This is a genomic window from Pantoea sp. B9002 (genome assembly GCF_013385945.1).
Taxonomy (GTDB): Bacteria; Pseudomonadota; Gammaproteobacteria; order Enterobacterales; family Enterobacteriaceae; genus Pantoea.
In genome coordinates this window covers 14,580-35,387 of the sequence record NZ_JACAPA010000003.1, presented here as the reverse complement: position 1 = coordinate 35,387, position 20,808 = coordinate 14,580, and the positions used below count along the sequence as shown (strand labels likewise).

The 20,808-nt window shown below is 57.1% G+C and carries 18 protein-coding genes; 9 read left to right on the top strand and 9 right to left on the bottom strand.

Annotated elements, in window-relative coordinates; genetic code table 11:
• The first annotated feature begins 140 nt into the window (after nt 1-140).
• Nucleotides 141-1,106, top strand: a complete 966-nt coding sequence (locus tag HX773_RS02195; RefSeq protein ID WP_176970249.1) for an FAD:protein FMN transferase — start codon at nt 141-143, stop codon at nt 1,104-1,106.
• On the opposite strand, the gene dcuR is transcribed toward HX773_RS02195, so the two are convergent.
• From dcuR to HX773_RS02175, 4 genes are all read right to left on the bottom strand, one after another.
• Nucleotides 1,100-1,819: a two-component system response regulator DcuR gene (dcuR, locus tag HX773_RS02190; protein ID WP_008102769.1), complete on the bottom strand. Its 720-nt coding sequence runs from the start codon at nt 1,817-1,819 to the stop codon at nt 1,100-1,102. The genes HX773_RS02195 and dcuR overlap by 7 nt on opposite strands.
• The gene (locus tag HX773_RS02185) at nt 1,816-3,441 is read right to left on the bottom strand and encodes a sensor histidine kinase (protein WP_176970248.1); all 1,626 of its coding nucleotides are present in this window, start codon (nt 3,439-3,441) and stop codon (nt 1,816-1,818) included. Before HX773_RS02185 ends, dcuR begins: the two co-directional genes overlap by 4 nt.
• A 213-nt stretch (nt 3,442-3,654) precedes the next feature.
• Nucleotides 3,655-4,191 carry a peptide-methionine (S)-S-oxide reductase MsrA gene (msrA, locus tag HX773_RS02180; RefSeq protein WP_061716771.1) on the bottom strand — a complete coding sequence of 179 codons (537 nt, stop codon included), beginning with the start codon at nt 4,189-4,191 and terminating at the stop codon, nt 3,655-3,657.
• Between the two features lie 63 nt (nt 4,192-4,254).
• Entirely contained in the window at nt 4,255-4,809 is a 555-nt protein-coding gene (locus HX773_RS02175; RefSeq protein WP_176970247.1) for a flavin reductase family protein, read from the bottom strand.
• Nucleotides 4,810-4,918: 109 nt separating this feature from the next.
• Here HX773_RS02175 and HX773_RS02170 point away from each other — a divergent pair, with 109 nt between their 5' ends.
• Both HX773_RS02170 and HX773_RS02165 read left to right on the top strand, forming a co-directional pair.
• Entirely contained in the window at nt 4,919-5,977 is a 1,059-nt protein-coding gene (locus HX773_RS02170) for a nitronate monooxygenase family protein (protein ID WP_176970338.1), read from the top strand.
• Between the two features lie 45 nt (nt 5,978-6,022).
• Complete coding sequence (locus HX773_RS02165) at nt 6,023-6,448, top strand: DUF393 domain-containing protein (protein WP_176970246.1); 426 nt, start codon at nt 6,023-6,025, stop codon at nt 6,446-6,448.
• Between the two features lie 10 nt (nt 6,449-6,458).
• On the opposite strand, the gene HX773_RS02160 is transcribed toward HX773_RS02165, so the two are convergent.
• Entirely contained in the window at nt 6,459-7,385 is a 927-nt protein-coding gene (locus tag HX773_RS02160) for a LysR family transcriptional regulator (RefSeq protein ID WP_176970337.1), read from the bottom strand.
• Between the two features lie 95 nt (nt 7,386-7,480).
• Here HX773_RS02160 and HX773_RS02155 point away from each other — a divergent pair, with 95 nt between their 5' ends.
• Nucleotides 7,481-7,969, top strand: a complete 489-nt coding sequence (locus HX773_RS02155; protein ID WP_176970245.1) for a GNAT family N-acetyltransferase — start codon at nt 7,481-7,483, stop codon at nt 7,967-7,969.
• A 579-nt stretch (nt 7,970-8,548) separates the two neighbouring features.
• Here HX773_RS02155 and HX773_RS02150 read toward each other — a convergent pair.
• From HX773_RS02150 to HX773_RS02135, 4 genes are read right to left on the bottom strand one after another with little or no spacing between them, the layout of a single operon-like run.
• Nucleotides 8,549-9,370 (bottom strand): alpha/beta fold hydrolase, encoded by an 822-nt coding sequence (locus HX773_RS02150; RefSeq protein ID WP_176970244.1) that lies wholly within the window; start codon nt 9,368-9,370, stop codon nt 8,549-8,551.
• 36 nt (nt 9,371-9,406) lie between these two features.
• On the bottom strand, nt 9,407-11,032 hold the full coding sequence (locus HX773_RS02145) for an MFS transporter (RefSeq protein ID WP_176970243.1): 1,626 nt from the start codon (nt 11,030-11,032) through the stop codon (nt 9,407-9,409).
• Nucleotides 11,019-11,438, bottom strand: a complete 420-nt coding sequence (locus HX773_RS02140) for a DoxX family protein (protein ID WP_176970242.1) — start codon at nt 11,436-11,438, stop codon at nt 11,019-11,021. Before HX773_RS02140 ends, HX773_RS02145 begins: the two co-directional genes overlap by 14 nt.
• 3 nt (nt 11,439-11,441) lie before the next feature.
• Nucleotides 11,442-13,319 carry an amidohydrolase gene (locus HX773_RS02135; protein WP_176970241.1) on the bottom strand — a complete coding sequence of 626 codons (1,878 nt, stop codon included), beginning with the start codon at nt 13,317-13,319 and terminating at the stop codon, nt 11,442-11,444.
• Between the two features lie 197 nt (nt 13,320-13,516).
• On the opposite strand from HX773_RS02135, the gene HX773_RS02130 reads away from it, so the two are divergent.
• Genes HX773_RS02130 through HX773_RS02110 form a run of 5 tightly spaced genes read left to right on the top strand, consistent with a single transcriptional unit; the run spans nt 13,517 to nt 20,760 of the window.
• Nucleotides 13,517-14,209, top strand: coding sequence for a hydrolase (locus HX773_RS02130; RefSeq protein WP_176970240.1), 693 nt, complete (start codon nt 13,517-13,519; stop codon nt 14,207-14,209).
• A gap of 56 nt (nt 14,210-14,265) precedes the next feature.
• On the top strand, nt 14,266-14,517 hold the full coding sequence (locus HX773_RS02125; RefSeq protein ID WP_176970239.1) for a DUF1427 family protein: 252 nt from the start codon (nt 14,266-14,268) through the stop codon (nt 14,515-14,517).
• A 2-nt stretch (nt 14,518-14,519) separates the two neighbouring features.
• Complete coding sequence (locus HX773_RS02120; protein WP_176970238.1) at nt 14,520-14,774, top strand: XapX domain-containing protein; 255 nt, start codon at nt 14,520-14,522, stop codon at nt 14,772-14,774.
• A 41-nt stretch (nt 14,775-14,815) separates the two neighbouring features.
• Nucleotides 14,816-15,202, top strand: coding sequence for a response regulator (locus HX773_RS02115; RefSeq protein WP_176970237.1), 387 nt, complete (start codon nt 14,816-14,818; stop codon nt 15,200-15,202).
• On the top strand, nt 15,199-20,760 hold the full coding sequence (locus HX773_RS02110) for an ATP-binding sensor histidine kinase (protein WP_176970236.1): 5,562 nt from the start codon (nt 15,199-15,201) through the stop codon (nt 20,758-20,760). The genes HX773_RS02115 and HX773_RS02110 overlap by 4 nt, the downstream gene beginning before the upstream one ends.
• Nucleotides 20,761-20,808: the final 48 nt, after the last annotated feature.

Sequence of the window (20,808 nt, the reverse complement as noted above, 5' to 3'; positions counted from 1 at the left end):
TCGCTACCTGCTACGTTGCTCATGCCATTCGGTGCGCATTAATGCGCACCCTACCGGTTTTGTAGGGTCGCCATTTATGGTGACCGAATGGTGCTTAACGTCACGTGCAGGCATCTTTTTCTCTCTGAGAAGAGGCATCAATGAACACCGACGCTGGCGTCTATGCCTATTCTGCCGTTCTGATGGGTTCGCCCATTCTACTCAAATTGTTTGATGACAATCCCACGTTAGCCCGCCACGTATTTCAACTGATTAAACAGCAGGAAAACCTGTTCACCGTTAACCGCGCTGAATCCGAAGTGATGTCGATCAACCACGCCGCAGGCCGCCATCCGGTTATCGTCAGCGAAGCGGTATTTGCCTTAATTAGCGTGGCACACGCCGTGAGTGTGCTGCCGGACAGCGCCTTCAATTTCACCATCGGCCCGGTGGTCAAGCGCTGGAAAATCGGCTTTCACGGCCGTGCGGTGCCGCCTGCGCTGGAAATCGCATCACTGCTGAAACTGACCGATCCGCATCAGGTCGTGCTCAATCCCGCCGATCGCTCAGTATTTTTGCAGCAGCCAGGCATGGAAATCGATCTCGGAGCCATCGCCAAAGGCTACATCGCCGATCGCGTGCAGGCGTTTTTACGCCAGCAGGGCGTGCAGCAGGCGCTGATCAATCTGGGTGGCAATGTGCAAACGCTGGGTTCGCCGCCGCACGAGCCGCAAGGTTGGGGCATTGGCCTTAAAAAGCCGTTTGGTCGTGATGACGAGCTGCTAGGCGTGCTGCAGGTGCAGGGCAAATCGGTGGTGACGTCGGGGATTTATGAGCGCTACTTCGAACTGGATGGCCGCTGCTGGCATCATATTTTTGATCCGCAAACCGGCTATCCCCTTGATAACGAACTGCTGAGCGTAACGGTGATTTCCGATCGCTCAATTGATGGCGATATCTACACCACGCTGCTCTACGGCATGGGCGTGGAGCAAGGGCTGGCTTATCTCGCTGACCAGCCCGACATCGACGCGGTTTTTGTCACGCGCGATCGGCAGATCATCTGCTCCTCGCCGCATCACTTTCACTTCCAGCAGCTCGATTTCGACTGGCAGCTGCGTTACTGACAATATTGCTGCAGCAGCGAATGGTATTCCGGCTGCAGGCGATAGCGGTACACCGGTCGGCCGGTCGCGCCATAGTGAATGCTGGTGAACAGAATATTAATCTGCGCCAGCCAAATCAGATATTTACGACACGACACGCGTGAAATATTGACTTCAGCCGCCAGTTCATCAGTTGAGAATTCGTGCCCCGGATGCGCATCAATCCACTGACACAGCGTGCGCAGCGTTTGCGGCGTTAAGCCTTTTGGCAGGCGCTTGTTGTCGTGCTGCGTCGCCGGGCTGCCGTGAATCAGCAGATCCACGTCCGCTTGCTGATAGTAATGCTGATTGTCCATCAGCGATTTCTTCTGCCGCCAGCCGGTCAGCGCCTCTTCAAAACGCGGGAACTGGAACGGTTTGATCAGGTAATCCACCACGCCGTAGTGCAGCGAGGTTTTGATATTCTCCGCATCGGCCGCCGACGAAATGATGATCACCTCCACCGCGCTCTGCGCCGTGCGCAGCTCCGGCAACAGATCGAGGCCATTCTCCTGCTGCATATAGATATCCAGCAGCACCAGATCGACCGCGGTATCGCTGTTGAACAGGATCTCTTTCGCCTGCTTCAAGGTTGAGGCGGTGCCACAACAGTGAAAGCCCTGAATTTGGCCGATATACGCGCGATTAAGCTCGGCGACCATGGCGTCATCATCGACCACTAACACATTGATCATGCGGATTGGTTTCCTCCATCCCAGGGAAGTTGGACTAAAAATTGGGTAAACACGCCGGGTTCTGACTCAACACTCACGCTGCCACCGACATTTTCGGTTTGCTGCTGCAGCAGAAACAGCCCGACACCGCGGTTTTCACCTTTGGTGGAGAAGCCTTTTTCGAAAATAGTACTGAGATGATCCGCTTCAATGCCCGGACCATCATCGCTCACTTCGCAGGTCAGCCAACCGTTTTGGTAGTGCAGCATCACGTGAATCTCGCCTTCAACCTGCTCGCTCATCGCATCCAGCGCGTTCTCAATCAGATTGCCGATCACCGTAATCAGCGCCGCCATCTGCTGTTCATTGCCGCTGTCGGGCAGGAAGCTGGCATCGCTGATGGTCAGGCGATGGCCGCAATCCGACGCGCGATTGATTTTGCTCAGCAAGAAACCGGCAATCACCGGCGACTTAATCTTATCGAGCAGGAAACCGATCTCCGTCTGGTAATTATTGGCGGTTTTGAGAATGTAGCTTTCCACCTGCGTGTAGTTTTTCATGTGCAGCAGGCCGAGGATCACATGCAGCTTGTTCATAAACTCGTGCGAGCGCTCACGCAGCGCATCGACGTAGTTTACCATGCCCGTCAGACGCTGCATCAGTTGACTGATTTCCGTCTTGTCCCTGAAGGTGCAGACCGCGCCGATAATCCGTCCCTGCGTGCGCACCGGCACGGTATTGCTTAACAGCACGCGGCCATTCACATTTAACTCTTCGTCACGCCGCGCCCGCCCGCTGTGCAGCACATCCCGCAGATGATCGTTGATCACCGACGCATCATAGATGCGGTCGCCGCTGATGGTGCCCATCGAATCGTTCAGCAGCGAACGCGCTGCCTGATTCACCAGCGTCACCTGCGCCTGATCGTCCATCGCCACCACGCCCTCTTTTAGCGAGTTGAGAATCGCCTGGCGCTGTTCAAACAGAGTAGAAATTTCGTAGGGTTCGAGGCCAAACAAGATGCGTTTCAGCACGCGCACCAGTACCAATGTGCCAATGGCGCCCGCCAGCGTGCCAATAAAGATGGTCCACAGGATGCTCCAGCGGCTTTCGTTGATCTGCACCGAAACGGCATCCAGCGAGATGCCAATCGCCACCACGCCAATCTGCTGATGCTGGTTGTTGTACACCGGCGTAAACACACGCAGCGCTTTCGCCAGCGAACCTTTATTCACCGAGACGTTTTCACGGCCGCGCAGCGCCGGCTCCAGATCGTCACCGATAAAGTGTTTGCCAATCAGTTCAGGGTTGCGATGCGAATAGCGGATGCCGTCCATGTTAGTGACGGTAATGAACAGCAGATTATTGGTCTCTTCCACCGCTTTGGCGATCGGCTGGATACGCGTGCCATCCGGTGGGAACGCCAATGCGCGCTGGATTTCCGGCGAGTCGGCCAGCGTGCGCGCCACCGCCATGGCTTTATCCTCCAGCTGCGCGCGCGTCGCTGCGCCAATCTGGAAGAAATAGAACATGTGCACGCTGAGCAGCACCAGCACAATCACTGCGCTGAGCATCAGGGTGACCAGCGTATTAAGCTTCATCGGCTGCTTGCGCGCCGCGATTCCTTGCTGTGAAGAAGACATGATCGCTCTCGGAGGAGAAGAGGGCGACTATTATGACGGATAAACAGCAGAAGGTCGCGTACCGCGTAGGGTCGCCATTCATGGCGTAATGCCGCTCAGTTAAGCATTGGTTTGCATATGTAAGCAGGTGCGCATGAATGCGCACCCTACGAAAAACGCGCCAATCCATGTAGGGTCGCCATTCATGGCGACCTCAACATTGGCGGTAGTGAATTAACTCGATTTAACGCGATTCGCAAAGCTCTTACGCAGCTTCTGCAGTTTCGGTGGGATCACCGCCATGCAGTAGCCGTTGCGCTGACCGGCGCCTTCCCAATAATCCTGATGATAACCTTCCGCCGCATACCACTCTTTCAGCGGCTCGATGGTGGTCACCACCGGATCGCTCAGGCCTTCCTGCGCACGAGCAATCGCGGCAATGGCTTCGGCTTCCTGCTCAGCATTCGCCGGGAAAATCGCCGAACGATACTGGGTGCCCACATCGTTGCCCTGGCGGTTCAGCGTAGTAGGATCGTGAGTGGCAAAGCTGATATCCAGCAGATCGCCGTACTTCACCTGCTGCGGATCGAAACCAATGCGAATCGCTTCGGCATGGCCGGTCGCGCCACTGCACACCTGCTCGTAGGTTGGATTCGGACGTGCGCCGCCGGTATAACCACTCTCGACTGACTCAACGCCAATCACATCTTTAAACACTGCTTCAGTACACCAGAAACAGCCACCCGCGATCACCGCATATTCGGTTGCCATTATATCTACTCCTGTCAGGGCGAAAGGTTAAAAGTGGGGGCAAGCCTATATCAATTCAAGCAGTTAAATTAACATTTCTGGCTTAAAGTCGCCGCGCTTGTCGAGCCGCAAATTGCTCATCACGCTGAAGCGTCCTTCACCCGTGTAGTGCAGCGTCGGCGGAAACTCCGGCGTTTCGGCCACCTGCGCTTTGACGATCTCAAAGATAAAGAAGTTGTAGTTATCCACCATCGAATCGTCATACAGCTGGCACTCGAAGCTGGCAAAGCACTCGTCGATTAACGGCGCGTTGACCACGCTGGCCGGTTCGGGCGTCAGGTTGAAGGCATCAAACTTATCGAGACGATCTCCGTGGCTGTTACCGATCGCCACCACGCTGTCCACCAGATTGGCCGACGGCACGTTAATCACGCACTGGCCGCTCTGGCGAATCAATTCATGACTGTAATTGCCGCCGGCAATCATGCAGCCAACCAGCGACGGCGAGAACTCCAGAATGGTGTGCCAGCCGAGCGTCATGATGTCGCGATGATCCTCAAACTGAGAACTCAGCAGCACCACCGGACCCGGCTCCAGATATTTCCGCGCTTTGCTCACCGGAAAGTCGATTTTATGCATCGGGATTCTCCTGTTGTAGGTACAGACACATTAAGTGTAGATGCCAGCCTTTACCGAGCTGAAAAATCGCGGCATGTTATCGGCTACCTCTTACCAACAGGCCAATAATATGAACAACATCCTGTGTCAGACCCTTAACCTTCGCTATCCGATTATTCAGGCGCCGATGGCAGGCGTCTCGACGCCGGAAATGGCGGCGGCGGTGAGCAACAGCGGCGCGCTGGGATCGATCAGCGTGGGCGCTTCAACGCCGCAGCAGGCGGATATGATGATCCGCAAAACGCTCGCCCTGACAGCCGCGCCCATCAACGTCAACGTCTTCTGCCACGCGCCGGTGCAGCGCAATCCACAGCATGAACAGGCGTGGATCGCCCGCTTTCAGCCGGTGTTTGCTCGCTATGAAGCGACACCGCCCGATGCGCTGTCAGAGATTTATCAAACGTTCGTGGATAACCACGCGATGCTGGATGTGCTGCTGGACACCGCGCCCGCCGCCGTGAGTTTCCACTTTGGGTTGCCATCCGCCGCTGTTGTGCAGCGCTTGAAAAGTCGCGGCATTATCACGCTGGCCAGCGCCACCAGTATTCGCGAAGCCCAGGCAATTGAAGCCGCCGACATCGATTTTATTGTGGCGCAGGGCATCGAGGCGGGCGGGCATCGCGGGATATTCCATCCAGAAAATGACGATCAGCAGCTCAGCACCTTTACGCTGGTGCAGGCGATTCGCCGGACGTCGCGGCTGCCGGTGATTGCCGCCGGCGGCGTGATGGATGGCGCGGGCATGGCTGCCATGCTCAAACTGGGCGCGGCGGGTGTACAGCTGGGTACGGCGTTTATCCTGTGCCCGGAATCCGCCGCTAACGCGGCGTATCGTCAGGCGCTGAAAAGCGCGCAGGCCAACAGCACCGAGATGATTGCCGCCATTTCTGGCCGACCGGCAAGATGTCTCACCAACGATTTTTGCCGTCTGGCGCGCGAGTTTGCGCAGGACTCCATTCCACCTTATCCACTCACCTACGCGCTGGGCAAAGCGCTCGCCACCGCAGCCGCCGCCAAAGGCGCGCATGGCTTTGGCGCGCAATGGGCCGGGCAGGGCGCCATGCTGGCGCGGGAAATGCCGGCGGCAGAATTAATTAACACGCTGGTGGCAGAGTGGCAGGCGGCGTAACGCGGCTTATCTGCCGCGACAATCTATAGGGTTGAGGAGCCGATGATGACAAACCCAGCCGGGATAAATCCCGGAGAACAGGTCGTTTTATACGACGGCGTATGCAAACTGTGCAACGCGTGGGTGATGTTTCTCCTGCTTCACCGCATTCCGCGCCATGTACGTTTTGCGGCGGTTCAGAGTGAGCAGGGGAAAGCACTATTAGGTTTTGTCGGTCTGCCAGATGAAGATATTCGCACCATCGTTTTGATTGATGGGCAAAATCATTGGCTCCGTGCGCAGGCAATTTTCCGCATCATGCAATGTATGCCGTGGCCGTGGCGCGTTTTGTCTGTCGTGAGGTTTATGCCTGACGTTATCAGCAATTATTGTTACGACCGCATTGCGCTAAATCGCTATCGGCTTTTTGGTCGCTACGACAATCATTACCCAATCAAATCCGATTATCACGGACGATTTTTAGACCAGTAAAAATCGTCCCTTAATCCTCGAAACGGTACGCTTGCTGCGTAATAGTTTTAGCCATCATCGATTTAATCCATTCCGTGGGTTCCCGCTTACCGCTGCGTTTGTGTGAATATATTTTCACGGTGAACCTTGGCGCGGGAAACGGCAGTCTGAATGAGGTCACATCGGTGGCCTGTTTAATTTTACTGGCGACGAAGGACGGGATCGCCATCAGCAATTCACTTTCCGCGATAATAAAGGGCGCACTCAGCATTGACGGCGTTCTGATGGCGATGCGGCGTTTAAGACCCATGCGCTCAAGATGGGAATCCAGCAATCCCTGCTTTTCATTCCACGGCGTAACAACCAGATGCCCGGCGGCAAGATAGTCGTCAAGATTCAGACTGCTGCGTTGCGCATTGGCAATCACCATAAATTCATCACTGAATAAATCGGTCTCTTCCAGGTCGGGATGATGCATGCCGTCCGGCTCGCTAAAACTCAGCGCCATATCGATTTCACCCGCCAGTAATTCAATCAGCGCCGGATTATGCGGCAAATGGCAGAGTTCAAAACTCAGGTTGGGTGCCGTATGAGTCAGCGCATGCATCAGCCCTGGAAAGACACAAAAAGCGGTGTAATCCGTTACCGCAATTCTAAAACAGTCATCACTGGTCAGGGGATCAAAAGGCTGCACCGGGCTGAGATGCCGATTTAACCCGGTTAGCGTTTCGGCAATATAGGGCGCCAGCTGGCAGGCATAGACGCTGGGACACATTTTGTGGCCTTCGCGGTAGAACAGCGGATCTTTAAAAAACTCACGTAATCGGGACAGCGCGTGGCTTAACGCGGAGGTACTCAAACTGAGTTCAATTGCCGCCAGCCTGACCGAACGATGTCTGAATACTGCGTCGAAAACGGGGAGGAGATTCAAGTCCAGTCGACGCAGAACATGATGCATGAAATTCACCTATCATTGATTTTATTGCACTTATTTCATCGAACAATACCCATTATGCTGGGCAGCATCAATCTGATTAAGTAAGACAATAATGCATGAAGATTACTATTCGGCCAGCCAATCCTGAAGACGCGGATGCCATCTACGGCATGATTGCTGAGTTGTCGGTTTATGAGCATGGATTCCAGCAGTCAGTGACGACTGCAGAAGAGATCAGGACGATGCTGTTTAATCCCGACAGTAATAGCGAAGCGCTGATGTGCGAGATTGATGGCTCAACCGCCGGGTATGCGGTGATTACGCGTAGCTACTCGGCGTGGCTGGGGCGTCGCGGGATGTATATGGAGGATTTGTACTTCTCGCCCAATTTTCGTGGTCTGGGCGCAGGCAAAGCGCTGCTGCAGTATGTCGCGCAGCACGCGGTCAATCACCAGTGCAATCGTATTGAGTGGAGTGCGTTAGATTGGGATCAGTCGGCCAGAGAGTTCTATCTCAGTATTGATGCGCTGCCGTTAAATGAGTGGGTTCGTTATCGCCTTGACGGGGCAGCATTAGAGAAATTCGCCGCCGCCACGCCGCAATAGTTCTTCTAATGCCGATCAGTTAAGCGCCGTATCAAATCACCGCACCTTCCGTAGCGGCGCGATTTATCGCGCAATGAATTGCGCCGCTACAATGTGTGCTCTCGGTAATTAGGGGTTTTCATGCCTTAACTGACGAGCATTACGCAATAGTTCTTCGCCATAAAAGGCCCGCCAAACTGGCCTGATGCTCTTGTCAGCCAAGCCAATGACGAGTGTGCAGGCCGGTGGCACTTTTGGTCCGCTTCGACGCTTCAGTGCATGCTGCTGAAAAGGGCACATTTACCAGAGGCGCTGGCGCGTCTGCTGCGGCAAAAGGGCTATTCGCAGCGCTGAGGCTTTTACGTTGGGCCAGGAGCTTCACGCATGGATGCGTGAAGCAGTTCGGGGCCGGCCAGGACGGCCGATCCCCGAACGGTCCGTCGGCACAACGTGGAAGCCGAAGGTACCGCGTTAGCGGCGCGAGGACGGCCCGTGACGCAGCAGATGTGTCAGAGCCCGCACGATTAATCCAGCCTTAAAGCCAAATTCTTTCTTAACTGACAAGTATGAGGCCAAACTGGCCGATCAATGTTATTCCCGTTACAGCGCTTGCAGGAACGTCAGCAGATCGGCGTTAAGCTGATCGGTATGCGTCACTGCAAAGCCGTGCGGCGCGTTGTCATACACTTTCAGCTGCGCACCGGCGATCATTTCGGCGGCGACTTTCCCGGTGGTTTCGAACGGCACGACCTGGTCGTTGCTGCCGTGAATCACCAGCGTCGGCACGTCGATTTTCGCCATATCAGGGCGGAAATCGGTTTCCGAGAAGGCGGTAACACAATCAATTGTCCCTTTCAGTGACGCCAGCAGCGCAATATTCAACGTCTGCGTCAGCGCGCCTTGTGAAACCGTTTGACCGGCGTTGGTGCCGTAGAACGGTGTGGCAAAATCACTGATGAACTGCGCGCGGTCTTTACGTAAGCCCTGACGAATGCCTTCAAACACCGACAAATCAACGCCCGCTGGATAATCATCGGCCTTGCCGAAAATCGGTGTCACCGCGCCCAGCAGCACTAAGCTATCCACGCGGGCTGTGCCGTAATTGTTGATGTAGCGCGCCACATCGCCGCCACCCATCGAGAAGCCCACCAGCGTGACGTTTTGCAGATCCAGATGGCTGATCAGGTCGTTGATATCCGATGCAAAAGTATCGTAGTTGTAGCCTTCCCACGGTTGATCGGAACGGCCAAAGCCGCGGCGGTCAAAAGCGATAACGCGATAGCCTTTCTCCGCCAGGAAATTCAGCTGGCTGTCCCACATATCCCCGTCGAGTGGCCAGCCGTGGCTGAACAGCACCGGCTTGCCGGTACCCCAATCTTTGAAATAGATCTGCGTACCATCCTGAGTCTTGAATGTGCTCATGTTTCAGCCTTATTGATGTCGAGTGATGAGAGCGCCTTATTCAGGCGCCACGAGATAACGAACTTCCGGAAGTGCAGTGCCTTGATGGAATCCCAGCACGCGGTTCTGAATCTTTTGATCGTTCATGGTGTAACGCTCGCGCTGACGCAGATGCTCCATCCACGAGCCAACCACAAAGGTCTCGACAAACATGCCGGGTTGCAGCATGTCTTCATACAGAGACCAGTTCAGCGCGCCGCCACGCCGTCTGACGCGCCGCATATCCTGCATGCACACCGCAAAGGCATGCGCATCGTTGCGGTTGATCTGATAATGATAGCTGACCATCACCGGCCCGCGATCGTGACGAATCTCCAGCTCGGGCAAAGGATCGCTGACCGTGCTGAGGTCGAGGTTGAGATCCGGATCCTGATCCAGCCGCCAGCGCAGCACCGTCAGGGTCGCCAGCAGCATGCCGACGGTGGCGACAGTCAGTGACAGTGGAATGCTGAATTTCGATGCCAGCTGTCCCCAGATGGCGCTGCCTAACGTCATCGAGCCAAAAAACACCGTCAGATAGACCGCCAGCGCCCGGGCTTTCACCCATTTGGCGGCGCTGCGCTGCGCGCCAAGGTTGAGGGTGGAAAGCACGGCGATCCACGCAAAGCCGGTAAAGAACTCGAACGCATTCAGCAACCAGACGTGACGAATAAACGCCAGCGCCAGCATAGTGATGGCAAACATCAGGCTTGCCAGCACCATCAGTTGATCGGGATTAAAGCGTTTGCGCATACGCGGCAACAGCAGCGCCCCGCAAATCGCGCCCACGCCGATGCAACCCAGCATAATGCCGTAACCGCCGGGGCCGAGACCCAGCTCGCGTCGGGCCACCAGCGGCAGCAAAGCCCAGCCGGCGCTACCAAAGACAAAGAAGGCGACAGTGCGCACCAGCACGTTGCGCAGAACCGGCGCGGCATGCACATAGCGCACGCCGGCGCGCACCGCCGGGAAGAAGTGTTCCGGCGGCAAACGCTGCACGCTGGGTTGTGCTTGCCAGACATACAGCACCAGAAACACGCCGAGTACCGAAAGCGTATTCAGCAAAAACACCATCCACGGACCGGCAAACGACAGAATCAGGCCGCCGAGCGCCGGGCCGATTGCGCGACTGATGTTAATGCCGAGCGAGTTGAGCGCAATCGCCGGGCCGAGCTCCTCCTTACTGACCAAATCGGGCACGATGGCCTGGAAGGGCGGAGAACTCATGGCCGCGCCGGTACTCAGCAGGAAGGCGGCGATCAGCAGCACCATCGGCGTCACCAGATCCGCCCACGACAGCAGAGTCAGACTGGCGGCGGCAATAAAGACCCAGATTTGCGAGAACAGCAGATATTTACGCCGATCAACGATATCCGCCATCACGCCAGACGGCAGCGCAAACAGAAACATCGGCAAGCTGCTGGCGGCCTGCACCAGCGCCACCGAGAGCGGATCGGCGCTCAGTGTCAGCATGGTCCAGTTAACGCCTACGTCGTTCATCCATGAACCGACATTGGAAACCACGGTAGCGATCCACAGCATGCGGAACACGCGCTGGCGCAGCGGCTGCCACGGTGAAACCGTCTGCGGAACGGGCTGCAGATCCGCCTCGGGGATGTCATGAATGTCATTAACCTGCGCCACGTGCCACCTCCGAAACTGCGCCAAACACGCGCCAGCGACCGGGGCCGGTCAGCGCCAGCGTGGTGAAAATGATCAGCAGCAGCCAGCCAAATTGTCCTTCCGCTATGCTCCAGTTGGGATGGACGAACACCATCGCCACCAGCAGCACGCCGATAATCGGCAGGCAGGCGAGGCGGGTAAACACGCCGAGCAGGATAAACAGCGGGCAGACCACTTCAGCGACGATCGCCGCCAACAGGCTGATGTAGGTACCCATGCCAAACGGATCCTCGATACGCGTCAGTTCTTCACTGAAATGGAACACCTTCGGCAAGCCGTGCACGTGCAGCAACAGCAGGCAGCCGGTGAGGCGCAGGAAGAACAGCCCCGCATCAATGCGAGGCGGCTGAGAGAGTGAATGTTTCATGGTTTAGAAGGCGAAGCAGCTGCAGCCGAGCGCGCCCCAGAAGGCGTTCTCTTCCGAAACCGGCAGGTTGGCGCCGCGCGCAATCTCGTGGGAATGCGTATGCACGCCGCACGGGCCGCTACAGTGATGCGCTTGCTGCATCATGCCTACGCGCGTGGTGGCGGTCGGTGGCGCACTGCGATAGTGGCCGGGAACCTTGACCACCGGCGACCACTCCGGCAGCACCGGAATTAGGGGCGGCGCTTCCGAGCTGAAAGAACCTGCTGCATAGACGATGTTCCCGTCGACCACGGTCAGCACCGACTCAATGCCTTTGATCTCCTCTTCAGGCACGCTGAAGTAGTCTTTGCTCAGCACCACCATATCGGCCAACTGACCGATTTTAATCTGGCCTTTTTTACCTTGCTCGCTGGAGAACCAGGCGCTGCCCTGCGTCCACAACATCAGCGCCGTATCACGGTCAAGGCGCGCGTTGACGTCGTACATCTGCATGCCGGCCACGGTGCGTCCCGATACCAGCCAGTAAAGCGCGGTCCACGGGTTATAACTCGCCACGCGCGTCGCATCGGTTCCCAAACCCACCGGCACGCCGGTCTCCAGCATGCGCGCCACCGGCGGCGTATGGCGAGTGGCCTCAATGCCGTAACGCTCGGCAAAGTACTCGCCCTGGAACGCCATGCGATGCTGTACGGCAATGCCGCCGCCCAGCTCTTTGATGCGGTCAAGATTACGCTGCGTCACGGTTTCGGCATGATCGAAGAACCAGTGCAGGCCGTTGAACGGAATGTCGCGGTTCACTTTTTCAAACACATCCAGCATGCGGCTGATCGATTCATCGTAAGTGGCGTGCAGACGGAACGGCCAGCGATGTTCCACCAGATGACGCACCACGCGCTCCAGCTCATCTTCCATGCCGGGCGCCAGATCGGGACGCGGTTCGAGGAAATCTTCGAAATCGGCGGCGGAGAACACCAGCATTTCACCGGCACCGTTGTGACGGAAATAGTCGCTGCCCTGGCCCGGCGTCAGCATGTCGGTCCACTTCTCGAAATCTTCCAGCTCGTGGCCCGGACGTTGGGTAAACAGGTTGTAGGCGATACGCAGCGTCATCTGCTTTTTCTCATGCAGCTCGGCAATGACTTCGTAATCTTCGGGATAGTTCTGGAAACCGCCGCCCGCATCAATGGCGCTGGTCAGGCCGAGGCGGTTCAACTCGCGCATAAACTGGCGGGTGGAATTGACCTGCTGCTCCAGCGGCAGTTTCGGTCCTTTCGCCAGCGTGGCGTAAAGGATCATGGCGTTCGGGCGTGCAATCAGCATGCCGGTCGGGTTGCCATTGCTGTCGCGCTGGATCTCGCCGCCCGGTGGATTGGGCGTGTCTTTGGTGTAGCCCACCACTTTCAACGCGGCGCGGTTGAGCAGGGCGCGATCGTACAGATGCAGGATGAACACCGGCGTATCCGGCGCGGCTTCATTGATCTCATCCAGCGTCGGCATGCGACGCTCGGCAAACTGAAACTCGGTCCAGCCGCCCACCACGCGCACCCACTGGGGCGACGGCGTGCGCAGCGCCTGTTCTCTCAGCATTCGCAACGCATCGGCGATCGAGGGCACGCCTTCCCAGCGCAATTCGAGATTGTAATTCAGGCCGCCGCGGATCAGGTGCAGGTGGGAATCATTCAGGCCGGGAATGGCGGTATGACCTTTGAGGTCAATCACTTTGGTGCCTTCGCAGTGATGCTGCATCACGTCGGCCAGGCTACCCACTTCGAGAAATTTGCCATCGCGCATCGCCACGGCCTCGGCAATCGGGTTGCCGCGATCGACGGTATGAAACCGCCCATTGGTCAAAATGATGTCTGCTTTGCCTAACGTAACCATAAAATCTCCTGAATAAGAGGTCCTGCCAATTTCGCAGGTGAAATGCTTGGTGGGATTATGTTCAGGCGGTGCGGAAAGCGTCTAGTTATACAAAAGGATAGGTATACCTTCGTATAGTTATACCTATAGATAATAGTTCGTGTGCCCAAAGGTTCTTACACTGCGCCCAGACATTCACCTCAATGGGCATACAAAAAATGACAACCAGTAAATTAGAAGTACTGACGCCGCACAACTGCCAGATCATCTTCATTGACCAGCAGCCGCAAATGGCGTTTGGCGTGCAGTCTATCGACCGTCAGGTATTGAAAAATAACGTGGTAGCGCTGGCGAAAGCCGCCAAAGTCTTCAACATTCCCACCGTACTGACCACGGTGGAGACCGAGAGCTTCTCAGGCAACACCTTCCCGGAACTGCTGGATGTGTTCCCCGGCCAGGACATTCTCGAACGTAGCTCAATGAACTCGTGGGACGACCAGAAAGTGCGTGACGCGCTGGCCGCCAACGGCAAAAAGAAAGTGGTGGTTTCCGGTCTGTGGACCGAAGTGTGTAACAACAGCTTCGCGCTGTGCGCCATGCTGGAAGGCGATTATGAGATCTACATGGTGGCTGATGCATCAGGCGGCACCAGCAAAGAAGCTCACGACTATGCCATGCAGCGCATGATTCAGGCGGGCGTGATCCCGGTGACCTGGCAACAGGTGATGCTGGAGTGGCAGCGCGACTGGGCGCACAAAGAGACCTACAACGCGGTGATGGATATCGTTAAAGAGCACTCCGGCGCTTACGGCATCGGCGTGGATTACGCCTACACCATGGTGCACAAAGCGCCGTCGCGCCAGAAGAGCGAGCACCGCACGCTGGCACCGGTTGCTGCGCCCGTTCGCTAAATGGTCACACAGGCGAGCGCTCAGCGGCTCGCCTGTCTCTTTTGCAAGGAGGACCGGTGAGTCCTTTACTGATTTCTCTGGCGGCGGGCGTGTTTATCGGCCTGATTTACGCCTTACTCAACGTGCGATCGCCGGCGCCACCCGCCGTGGCGCTGGTGGGCTTGCTGGGCATGATCGTGGGCAGTTCGCTGGGCGGAAAATTGACCCATCCGGTGGCCTCTGCCGCGCCCGTCGATAAAACGTCGCGCGCGATGGCCGCGGACAGGCCGCTACCTCCCGCCACGCTCACCGCAAAACAGGCGGGTTAAACATGCTGAAAACCTATGCGATATCGTTCTCCGTCGGTATTTTAGTCGGGATTATTTATGCCGTTATCGACGTCAACTCCCCGGCTCCGCCCGTGATTGCGCTGCTTGGCCTGTTTGGTATGCTGGTCGGCGAACAGATTATCCCGCTGTGCAAGCGCCTGATTAACCGTCAGCCGGTCACGCTGGCCTGGTTTCGTCACGAGTGTGTGCCTAAAATCAGTGGCACGCCGCCGCCCTCGCGTGACAAAACGTCCTGAGGACGCGCCGCAGGCAGTGAATAATAATGAAGGAACACAGCATGCAGCTGTCGCAGCGCATTGTCGTTGTTGATGATGAACGATCTGTTCGCAGTGGTTTGAGCAATCTGCTTCAGTCGGAAGGATACGCAACGCAGGCATTTGAGTCGGCTGAAGCGTTATTAGCGGACGAGACGGCGCTAAAAGACGCTGCGCTGTTTATTATTGATGTTGAGCTCAAAGGCATGTCGGGCTTTGAGTTGTTCCGTGCGCTGGTAGAGCGTCTCGAGAACCCACCCGGAATCATCATCTCCGGCAACGGCGATGAGAATATGCTCTGGTATGCCATCAATCTAGGCGCGATAACCTTTATGCGAAAGCCCATTGATATCGACCTGCTGTTCGAACATATTCGCCTGGCGTTTTCCTCCCAGGCGGCGCGCCAATGAGCACGCTTTTCCTGTCGTTAAATATCTCGGATGACGCGGCGCTGGTGCTGGCGGATGACATCGTTTTCACCCCTCTGGCGCAGGAAGGGCAGGTGGAATGGATCGAATGCCGTCACCTGATCTCCGGTGAGTGCTTTGTGCTGGCCACGGCGGCGGCCGAAGAGGCGGTGTTTCAGGTGACGCAACTGCTGAAAAATGAGTATGCGCTGCGCACCTTATTAACGGAAAGCTGGGCGCTAAAACCGCTGCGTCACACCTTATATCAGGGGCGCTACGCCCTGATTTATCCTGCCTTCCGCTACCAAACACTGGCGGATTATCTGCGCCTGCCAGCGGGTAAAATTCAGAAGTTCATCAGCTGCGCCGTGCTGCTGTGTAACGCGCTCAGCAAGCTGCATCAGCAAGGCTTGGTACACGGCGACATCAAACCGGCCAATTTCTTCTTCACCGATCAAGGCGACGTGGTGCTGGGCGGCTTTGGCCTGGCGTTTATCGAAGCGGACTCACAGCAGCCGCTGCGCGCCTCGGTGACCGGCGGAACACTGGCCTACATGTCGCCTGAACATACCTCGCGCACCGTGCACGCGGTCAGCCAGGTCAGCGATCTCTACAGCCTGGGCATCGTGCTTTACGAATTGCTCACCGGCAAGCTTCCCTATGGCAGCGCCGAAGGTGGCGCGGCTGAATGGGTGCACCATCACATTGCCTCCGAAGCGCTGCCGCCGCACCGGCTGCGCAAAGATGTGCCGCTGGTGCTCTCATCCATTATTTTACGCCTGCTAACCAAATCGCCGGAGCAGCGTTATCAAACCGTTGAAGGCGTGCTGGCCGATCTGCGCCGCTGTGAATCCAATTTGATGCCTGACGGCGTGGTTGAATCCTTCGCGCTGGGCTTACAGGATGTGCCGACCTCGACGCTGTTATCCGATGTGCTGTACAGCGACCATGCTCAGGCCAGCGAGATGCTGGCGGCGTTTGATGAGGTGTGCAGCAGCGGGAAACACTGCATGGTGGCGATTGGCGGCGCGCCCGGTGCCGGAAAATCGTCGCTGATTGCCTCGGCGCTTAAAATTCTGCGGGAAAAAAACGCGCTGCTGACGGTGACCAAAGCCGATCAGCACTCACCCATTCTGCCCTACGCGGTATTCACCTCGGCGTTTCGATCGCTGACGCTGCATCTGCTCGGGTTGCCCGCCGAAGAGATGGCGCGCTGGAAAACACACATCACGCGTCAACTGGGGAATTATGTTGGGCTGGCCGTCAATCTGGTGCCCGAGCTGGGCATCTTGCTCAACCACAAAGCCAGCGTGCAGGCGGATGCGCGCTCGCTGGATGCGCGCAATCGCCTGAATCTGGTGGCCTGCAGCCTGGTGAAAGCCTTTACGGTGCCGGGACGGCCGCTGATCCTGCTGATTGATGATGTGCACTGGGCCGATCAGGCGACCTTGCAGCTGCTGCAGAATCTGCTGCGTTCCAGCGACGATATTCCCTTGTTGCTGGTGATCTCTCACCGCGATCACGCCTCGTTGCCCTGTCCGACGGTGGTCGCCAGCCTGGATCGGATTCGTGCGGCGGCCACGCGCATTGTGGATGTCACGCCCGAGCCGCTGTCGGTGAAAAATATCGCCAGCTGGCTGGCCGGCATTTTTCACACGCGCAGCGCGGAGACCACCGAGCTTGCGCAGATCATCCATGAAAAAACCGCAGGAAATCCGCTCGCCACGCGTGAGTTTTACCGCCAGGCGGTGCGCGATCACCACATCACGCACGTCGCATCCCATAAATGGACCTACAATCCGCACGCGCTGAGAAACTGCCATTACACCGCGAACGTTGCAGCCAGCGTGCTGCAACAGCTGCAGTTGCTCGCGCTGCCGGTACGCCAGCTGCTGGGCCGATTGGCCTGCATCGGCAGTAGCGGCGATCTGCCGGTGTTGGCCGGTATTCTCGATACGACGGTTAGCGCCCTTTACGCCACGCTGCACCCTGCGGCTGAGGCCCGGCTGATCTCGCTGACCGATCACAGCTACGCCTTTATGCATGACAGCATGCATGAGGCCGCGCTGAAGATGCTTTCGTCGGCAGAAAAAGATGATTTTCACTTTGCCGCCGCGCGCTATTACATGCAGGCCGCGCGCCAGGATAACGCGCATGCGCTGCTGTTCAGTGCCGCGCATCACACCATCACGCTGCAAAACCGCGCACTTTTAACGCCTGAAGCCGCTGCGTTCGGTCTGCTGTTATTAAACGCCACCCGACGCGCGAAAATTATGGGCGATTACGCTTCCGCGCTGCGTTTCTTGCACACCGCCCGAGCGCTGAACGCAGAATCAGGCGTTGAAGAGAACGGCCTGTTTTTGTTTGAGCAAGCGGAGTGTGAGTTTTTAAACGGCAACTTATCGGGCGCGCTGGCGTTGAGTTCAGAGATTCTCGCCACGCCCGGTGCGGTCACTGATAAAGCCGAAGCGGCGACGCTGATTGCTGAAATTCATATGCGTCAGTCCGATAGCCAGCTGGCGCTGGAAACCGCGCTGGCCTGGCTGGCGGTGTTTGGCATTCATCTGCAGCGCTATCCGGATAAAGCCGAGTGCGATGTCGCCAGGCAGCTATTGAAAAAGGATGTTGGCAAAAATCCCTACACGCGTTTCCGTTCCCTGCCGCGAGTAACCTGCCACAAAACCGAAGCGGTGATGAACCTGATGGCCAGCGCCAGCACCTTCGCCGCCTTTATCAGCCCACGGCTGCAGTTCATTATCCTATGCAAACTTCTGCATCTGACGATGGAGAAGGGCATCAGCGGTGCCTCCACGCTGGCGCTTGCCTGGTACGGCGTGGTGTGTGGCGATCAGTTCGACGAATACAGCCGTGGATTTGCCAGCGCGCTGCTGGCCCGTGAGCTGGTGTATAAGCACGATTTCGTCAGCTACAAAGCGCGCACGCTGATGCCGCTGGATCAGGTGAGCGTCTGGACCATGCCGCTCAGTTACGCCATCGATTGCGCTAAAGCGACCTTTGATGTGGCGGTTGATATCGGCGATCGCACGTCGGCGTGTCTGGCGCTGCGCCATCTCACCATGAATTGCCTGGCGCGCGGTGACCATCTTGATGGCGTGCATACTTCGATCATGCGCGGCATGGTCTATGTGCGCAAAGCGCAGTATCGCGATGTGGAAGTGATTCTCGGCATGCAACTGGATTACGTGATGTTCCTGCGTAAGCCAGCCGGTGAGACATTGTCCGGCGATGATTTCCATGCGCCCGCGCTAAACGTGGTGCAACCCGAACACGCCATTGAACCGCTGTTTTTGATGCAGTTCTGGGCGCGGCTGTACAAAGGCATGGCGCACTTCTTTGCCGGTGAGTATGCCGCCGCCCATCGCCAGTTCAGCGATGCCGCGCCGCTCACTGACGTGATTCCCGGCCATGTGCATATGCTGGATTTCCACCTCTACAGCGCGCTTTCGCTCACCATACCGCTGCAACCGAATGAGCTTGATGCCACGCAGCGGCAGCAACTGCAGCGCCATCTCGAGAGAATCATCACCTGGGCAGCGGAGAACGCCGGCACCTTCGCCGACAAAGAAGCGCTGCTGCGCGCCGAACTGCTCAGGCTGGAGGATAACAGCGGCGCGGCGCTGGAGCAGTTTGAAAAAGCCATTGAGCTGTCGCGCAAAGGGCAGTTCCATCCGATCAACGGTCTGGCATGCGAACTGGCTGCGCGCTGCGCCAATGCACGCGGCATGGCGTTCGCTGCCGAGAGCTACATTAAAGGCGCGCTTGCCGCCTGGGATCGCTGGGGCGCGGGCGCCAAGGTGCGCCAGCTTGAAATGCACTATCCGCATCTGGCGGCGCACCCGCCGCAGAGCGCGTTAAACACCGTGACCTTTGAGCAGAGTGCGGCGATCAGCGACCTGCAAAGCATGGTAACGGCGATGCGCGCGCTGACCGAAGAGATTAATCTCGATCGGCTGATCCATATTTTGATGATGATGCTGGTGGAGCGCGCCGGGGCGCAGCACTGTATTTTGATTCGTCTTATCGACGGCAATGTGCCGGAAATTCAGGCGCGCGCGTCATCCACGGTGGAAGGCGTCAGAGTCAAAATCGTTAATGAATTGCCGGTGGCGACCGATCTGCCGCTGTCGATTCTCTCGGCGGTGATCCGCACCGGACAGGAAATCCGTACCGGCAGGCCGGAAGTGTTCAGCCCGTTTAGTCAGGATAACTATCTGGTCGCCTCCGGCGCGGCGGTGATGTGCGTGCCGATGTTCCGCCAGGCGCAGATGGTGGGCGTGCTCTATCTGGAAAACCGTCTAATGCCGGACGTTTTCACTGCGGAGCACTCGCGAATTGTCTCGATGTTAGGCGCGCAGGCCGCGGTTTCTCTGGAAACGGCGCGGCTGTATGCCGAGCTGGTGGAGGAGAACATCCAGCGGCGGAAAATTGAAAAACAGCTGCGCGCCAGCCAGACCTCCTTGATGCTGGGTGAAAAAATCAGTAATACCGGCACCTGGCACTGGCATCTCGGGCCGGATATCCAGCTGATTTCGGACGAATATAAACGCATTATGGGGCTGCCCACCGGGCAGGTGAGCACCTCGATGGCCGAGTTTCAGCGGCGGGTACATCCAGACGATATTCAGTGCCTGAAAGCGCTGATTGAATCCAGCGTGGCGCATGGCGTAAGCATGCAGGCTGAATTCCGCATCATCCGTGATGACGGCGAATGCCGTTATATCAAAGGCATCGGCGAGCCGGTGGAGAACTGGCCGGATGTCGCCGAATACTTCGGTACGCTGACGGATATCACCGCGCAGCGTCAGTCCGAAGATGCCGCCAGAATTGCGCAGGCGGAGCTGGCTCGCGTGGCGCGCGCCACCACGGTAGGACAGCTGACCTCATCGATCGCCCATGAAATCAATCAGCCGCTGATGTCGATTGTGGCCAATGCTGGCGCCAGCCTGCGCTGGTTGAAGCGCGATCCGGCTCAGCTGAAAAAAGCCAGCGAGAGCATTGAGGAGATCATTAACGAAGGACGGCGCGCTGGCGAAATTATTCGCGGCCTGCAGTCACTGACGCGCAACAATGTCGCGGAGTATGGATCGGCCAGGCTGCATCTGCTGGCGCGCGATATTTTGACCTTGTCGCGCCTGGAACTTGAGCGCCGCTTCGTGGCGCTGGAACTGGATATCAAAGCTGAATGGGATGAGGTGTTTTGCGAGCGCGTGCAGATTCAGCAGGTGCTGCTGAATCTGGTGATTAATGCCATTGAGGCGATGGCCGATAATGCCGGGGCGCGTATCCTGCGGCTCTCATCCTGCAATCCTGACGCTAACCTTATTCGTATTGAAGTTGCCGACAACGGCAGCGGATTATCGGCAGAGGTTATCGGTAAGATATTCGACTCTTTCTACACCACCAAAGCGGAAGGAATGGGAATGGGCCTGACCATCAGTAACGAAATAATCAAACGTCATGGTGGTGTGCTGAATGCGGAAAACCGCCCGCAGGGCGGCAGCGTATTTAGCTTTACCCTGCCGCTGAATGCGGGGAAATAGAGAATCTGATCTTCCCGCGCTATTTCGCGGGAGGCTGATCGTACAGTT

Coding starts and splice junctions, on each gene's coding strand:
- HX773_RS02155 (WP_176970245.1), top strand. CDS start 7,481: ATGAAGATTACTATTCGGCCAGCCAATCCTGAAGACGCGGATGCCATC.
- HX773_RS02115 (WP_176970237.1), top strand. CDS start 14,816: ATGCAGCTGTCGCAGCGCATTGTCGTTGTTGATGATGAACGATCTGTT.
- HX773_RS02150 (WP_176970244.1), bottom strand. CDS start 9,370: ATGAGCACATTCAAGACTCAGGATGGTACGCAGATCTATTTCAAAGAT.
- HX773_RS02160 (WP_176970337.1), bottom strand. CDS start 7,385: ATGCATCATGTTCTGCGTCGACTGGACTTGAATCTCCTCCCCGTTTTC.
- dcuR (WP_008102769.1), bottom strand. CDS start 1,819: ATGATCAATGTGTTAGTGGTCGATGATGACGCCATGGTCGCCGAGCTT.
- HX773_RS02185 (WP_176970248.1), bottom strand. CDS start 3,441: ATGTCTTCTTCACAGCAAGGAATCGCGGCGCGCAAGCAGCCGATGAAG.
- HX773_RS02175 (WP_176970247.1), bottom strand. CDS start 4,809: ATGCATAAAATCGACTTTCCGGTGAGCAAAGCGCGGAAATATCTGGAG.
- HX773_RS02120 (WP_176970238.1), top strand. CDS start 14,520: ATGCTGAAAACCTATGCGATATCGTTCTCCGTCGGTATTTTAGTCGGG.
- HX773_RS02195 (WP_176970249.1), top strand. CDS start 141: ATGAACACCGACGCTGGCGTCTATGCCTATTCTGCCGTTCTGATGGGT.
- msrA (WP_061716771.1), bottom strand. CDS start 4,191: ATGGCAACCGAATATGCGGTGATCGCGGGTGGCTGTTTCTGGTGTACT.
- HX773_RS02135 (WP_176970241.1), bottom strand. CDS start 13,319: ATGGTTACGTTAGGCAAAGCAGACATCATTTTGACCAATGGGCGGTTT.
- HX773_RS02130 (WP_176970240.1), top strand. CDS start 13,517: ATGACAACCAGTAAATTAGAAGTACTGACGCCGCACAACTGCCAGATC.
- HX773_RS02140 (WP_176970242.1), bottom strand. CDS start 11,438: ATGAAACATTCACTCTCTCAGCCGCCTCGCATTGATGCGGGGCTGTTC.
- HX773_RS02110 (WP_176970236.1), top strand. CDS start 15,199: ATGAGCACGCTTTTCCTGTCGTTAAATATCTCGGATGACGCGGCGCTG.
- HX773_RS02165 (WP_176970246.1), top strand. CDS start 6,023: ATGACAAACCCAGCCGGGATAAATCCCGGAGAACAGGTCGTTTTATAC.
- HX773_RS02170 (WP_176970338.1), top strand. CDS start 4,919: ATGAACAACATCCTGTGTCAGACCCTTAACCTTCGCTATCCGATTATT.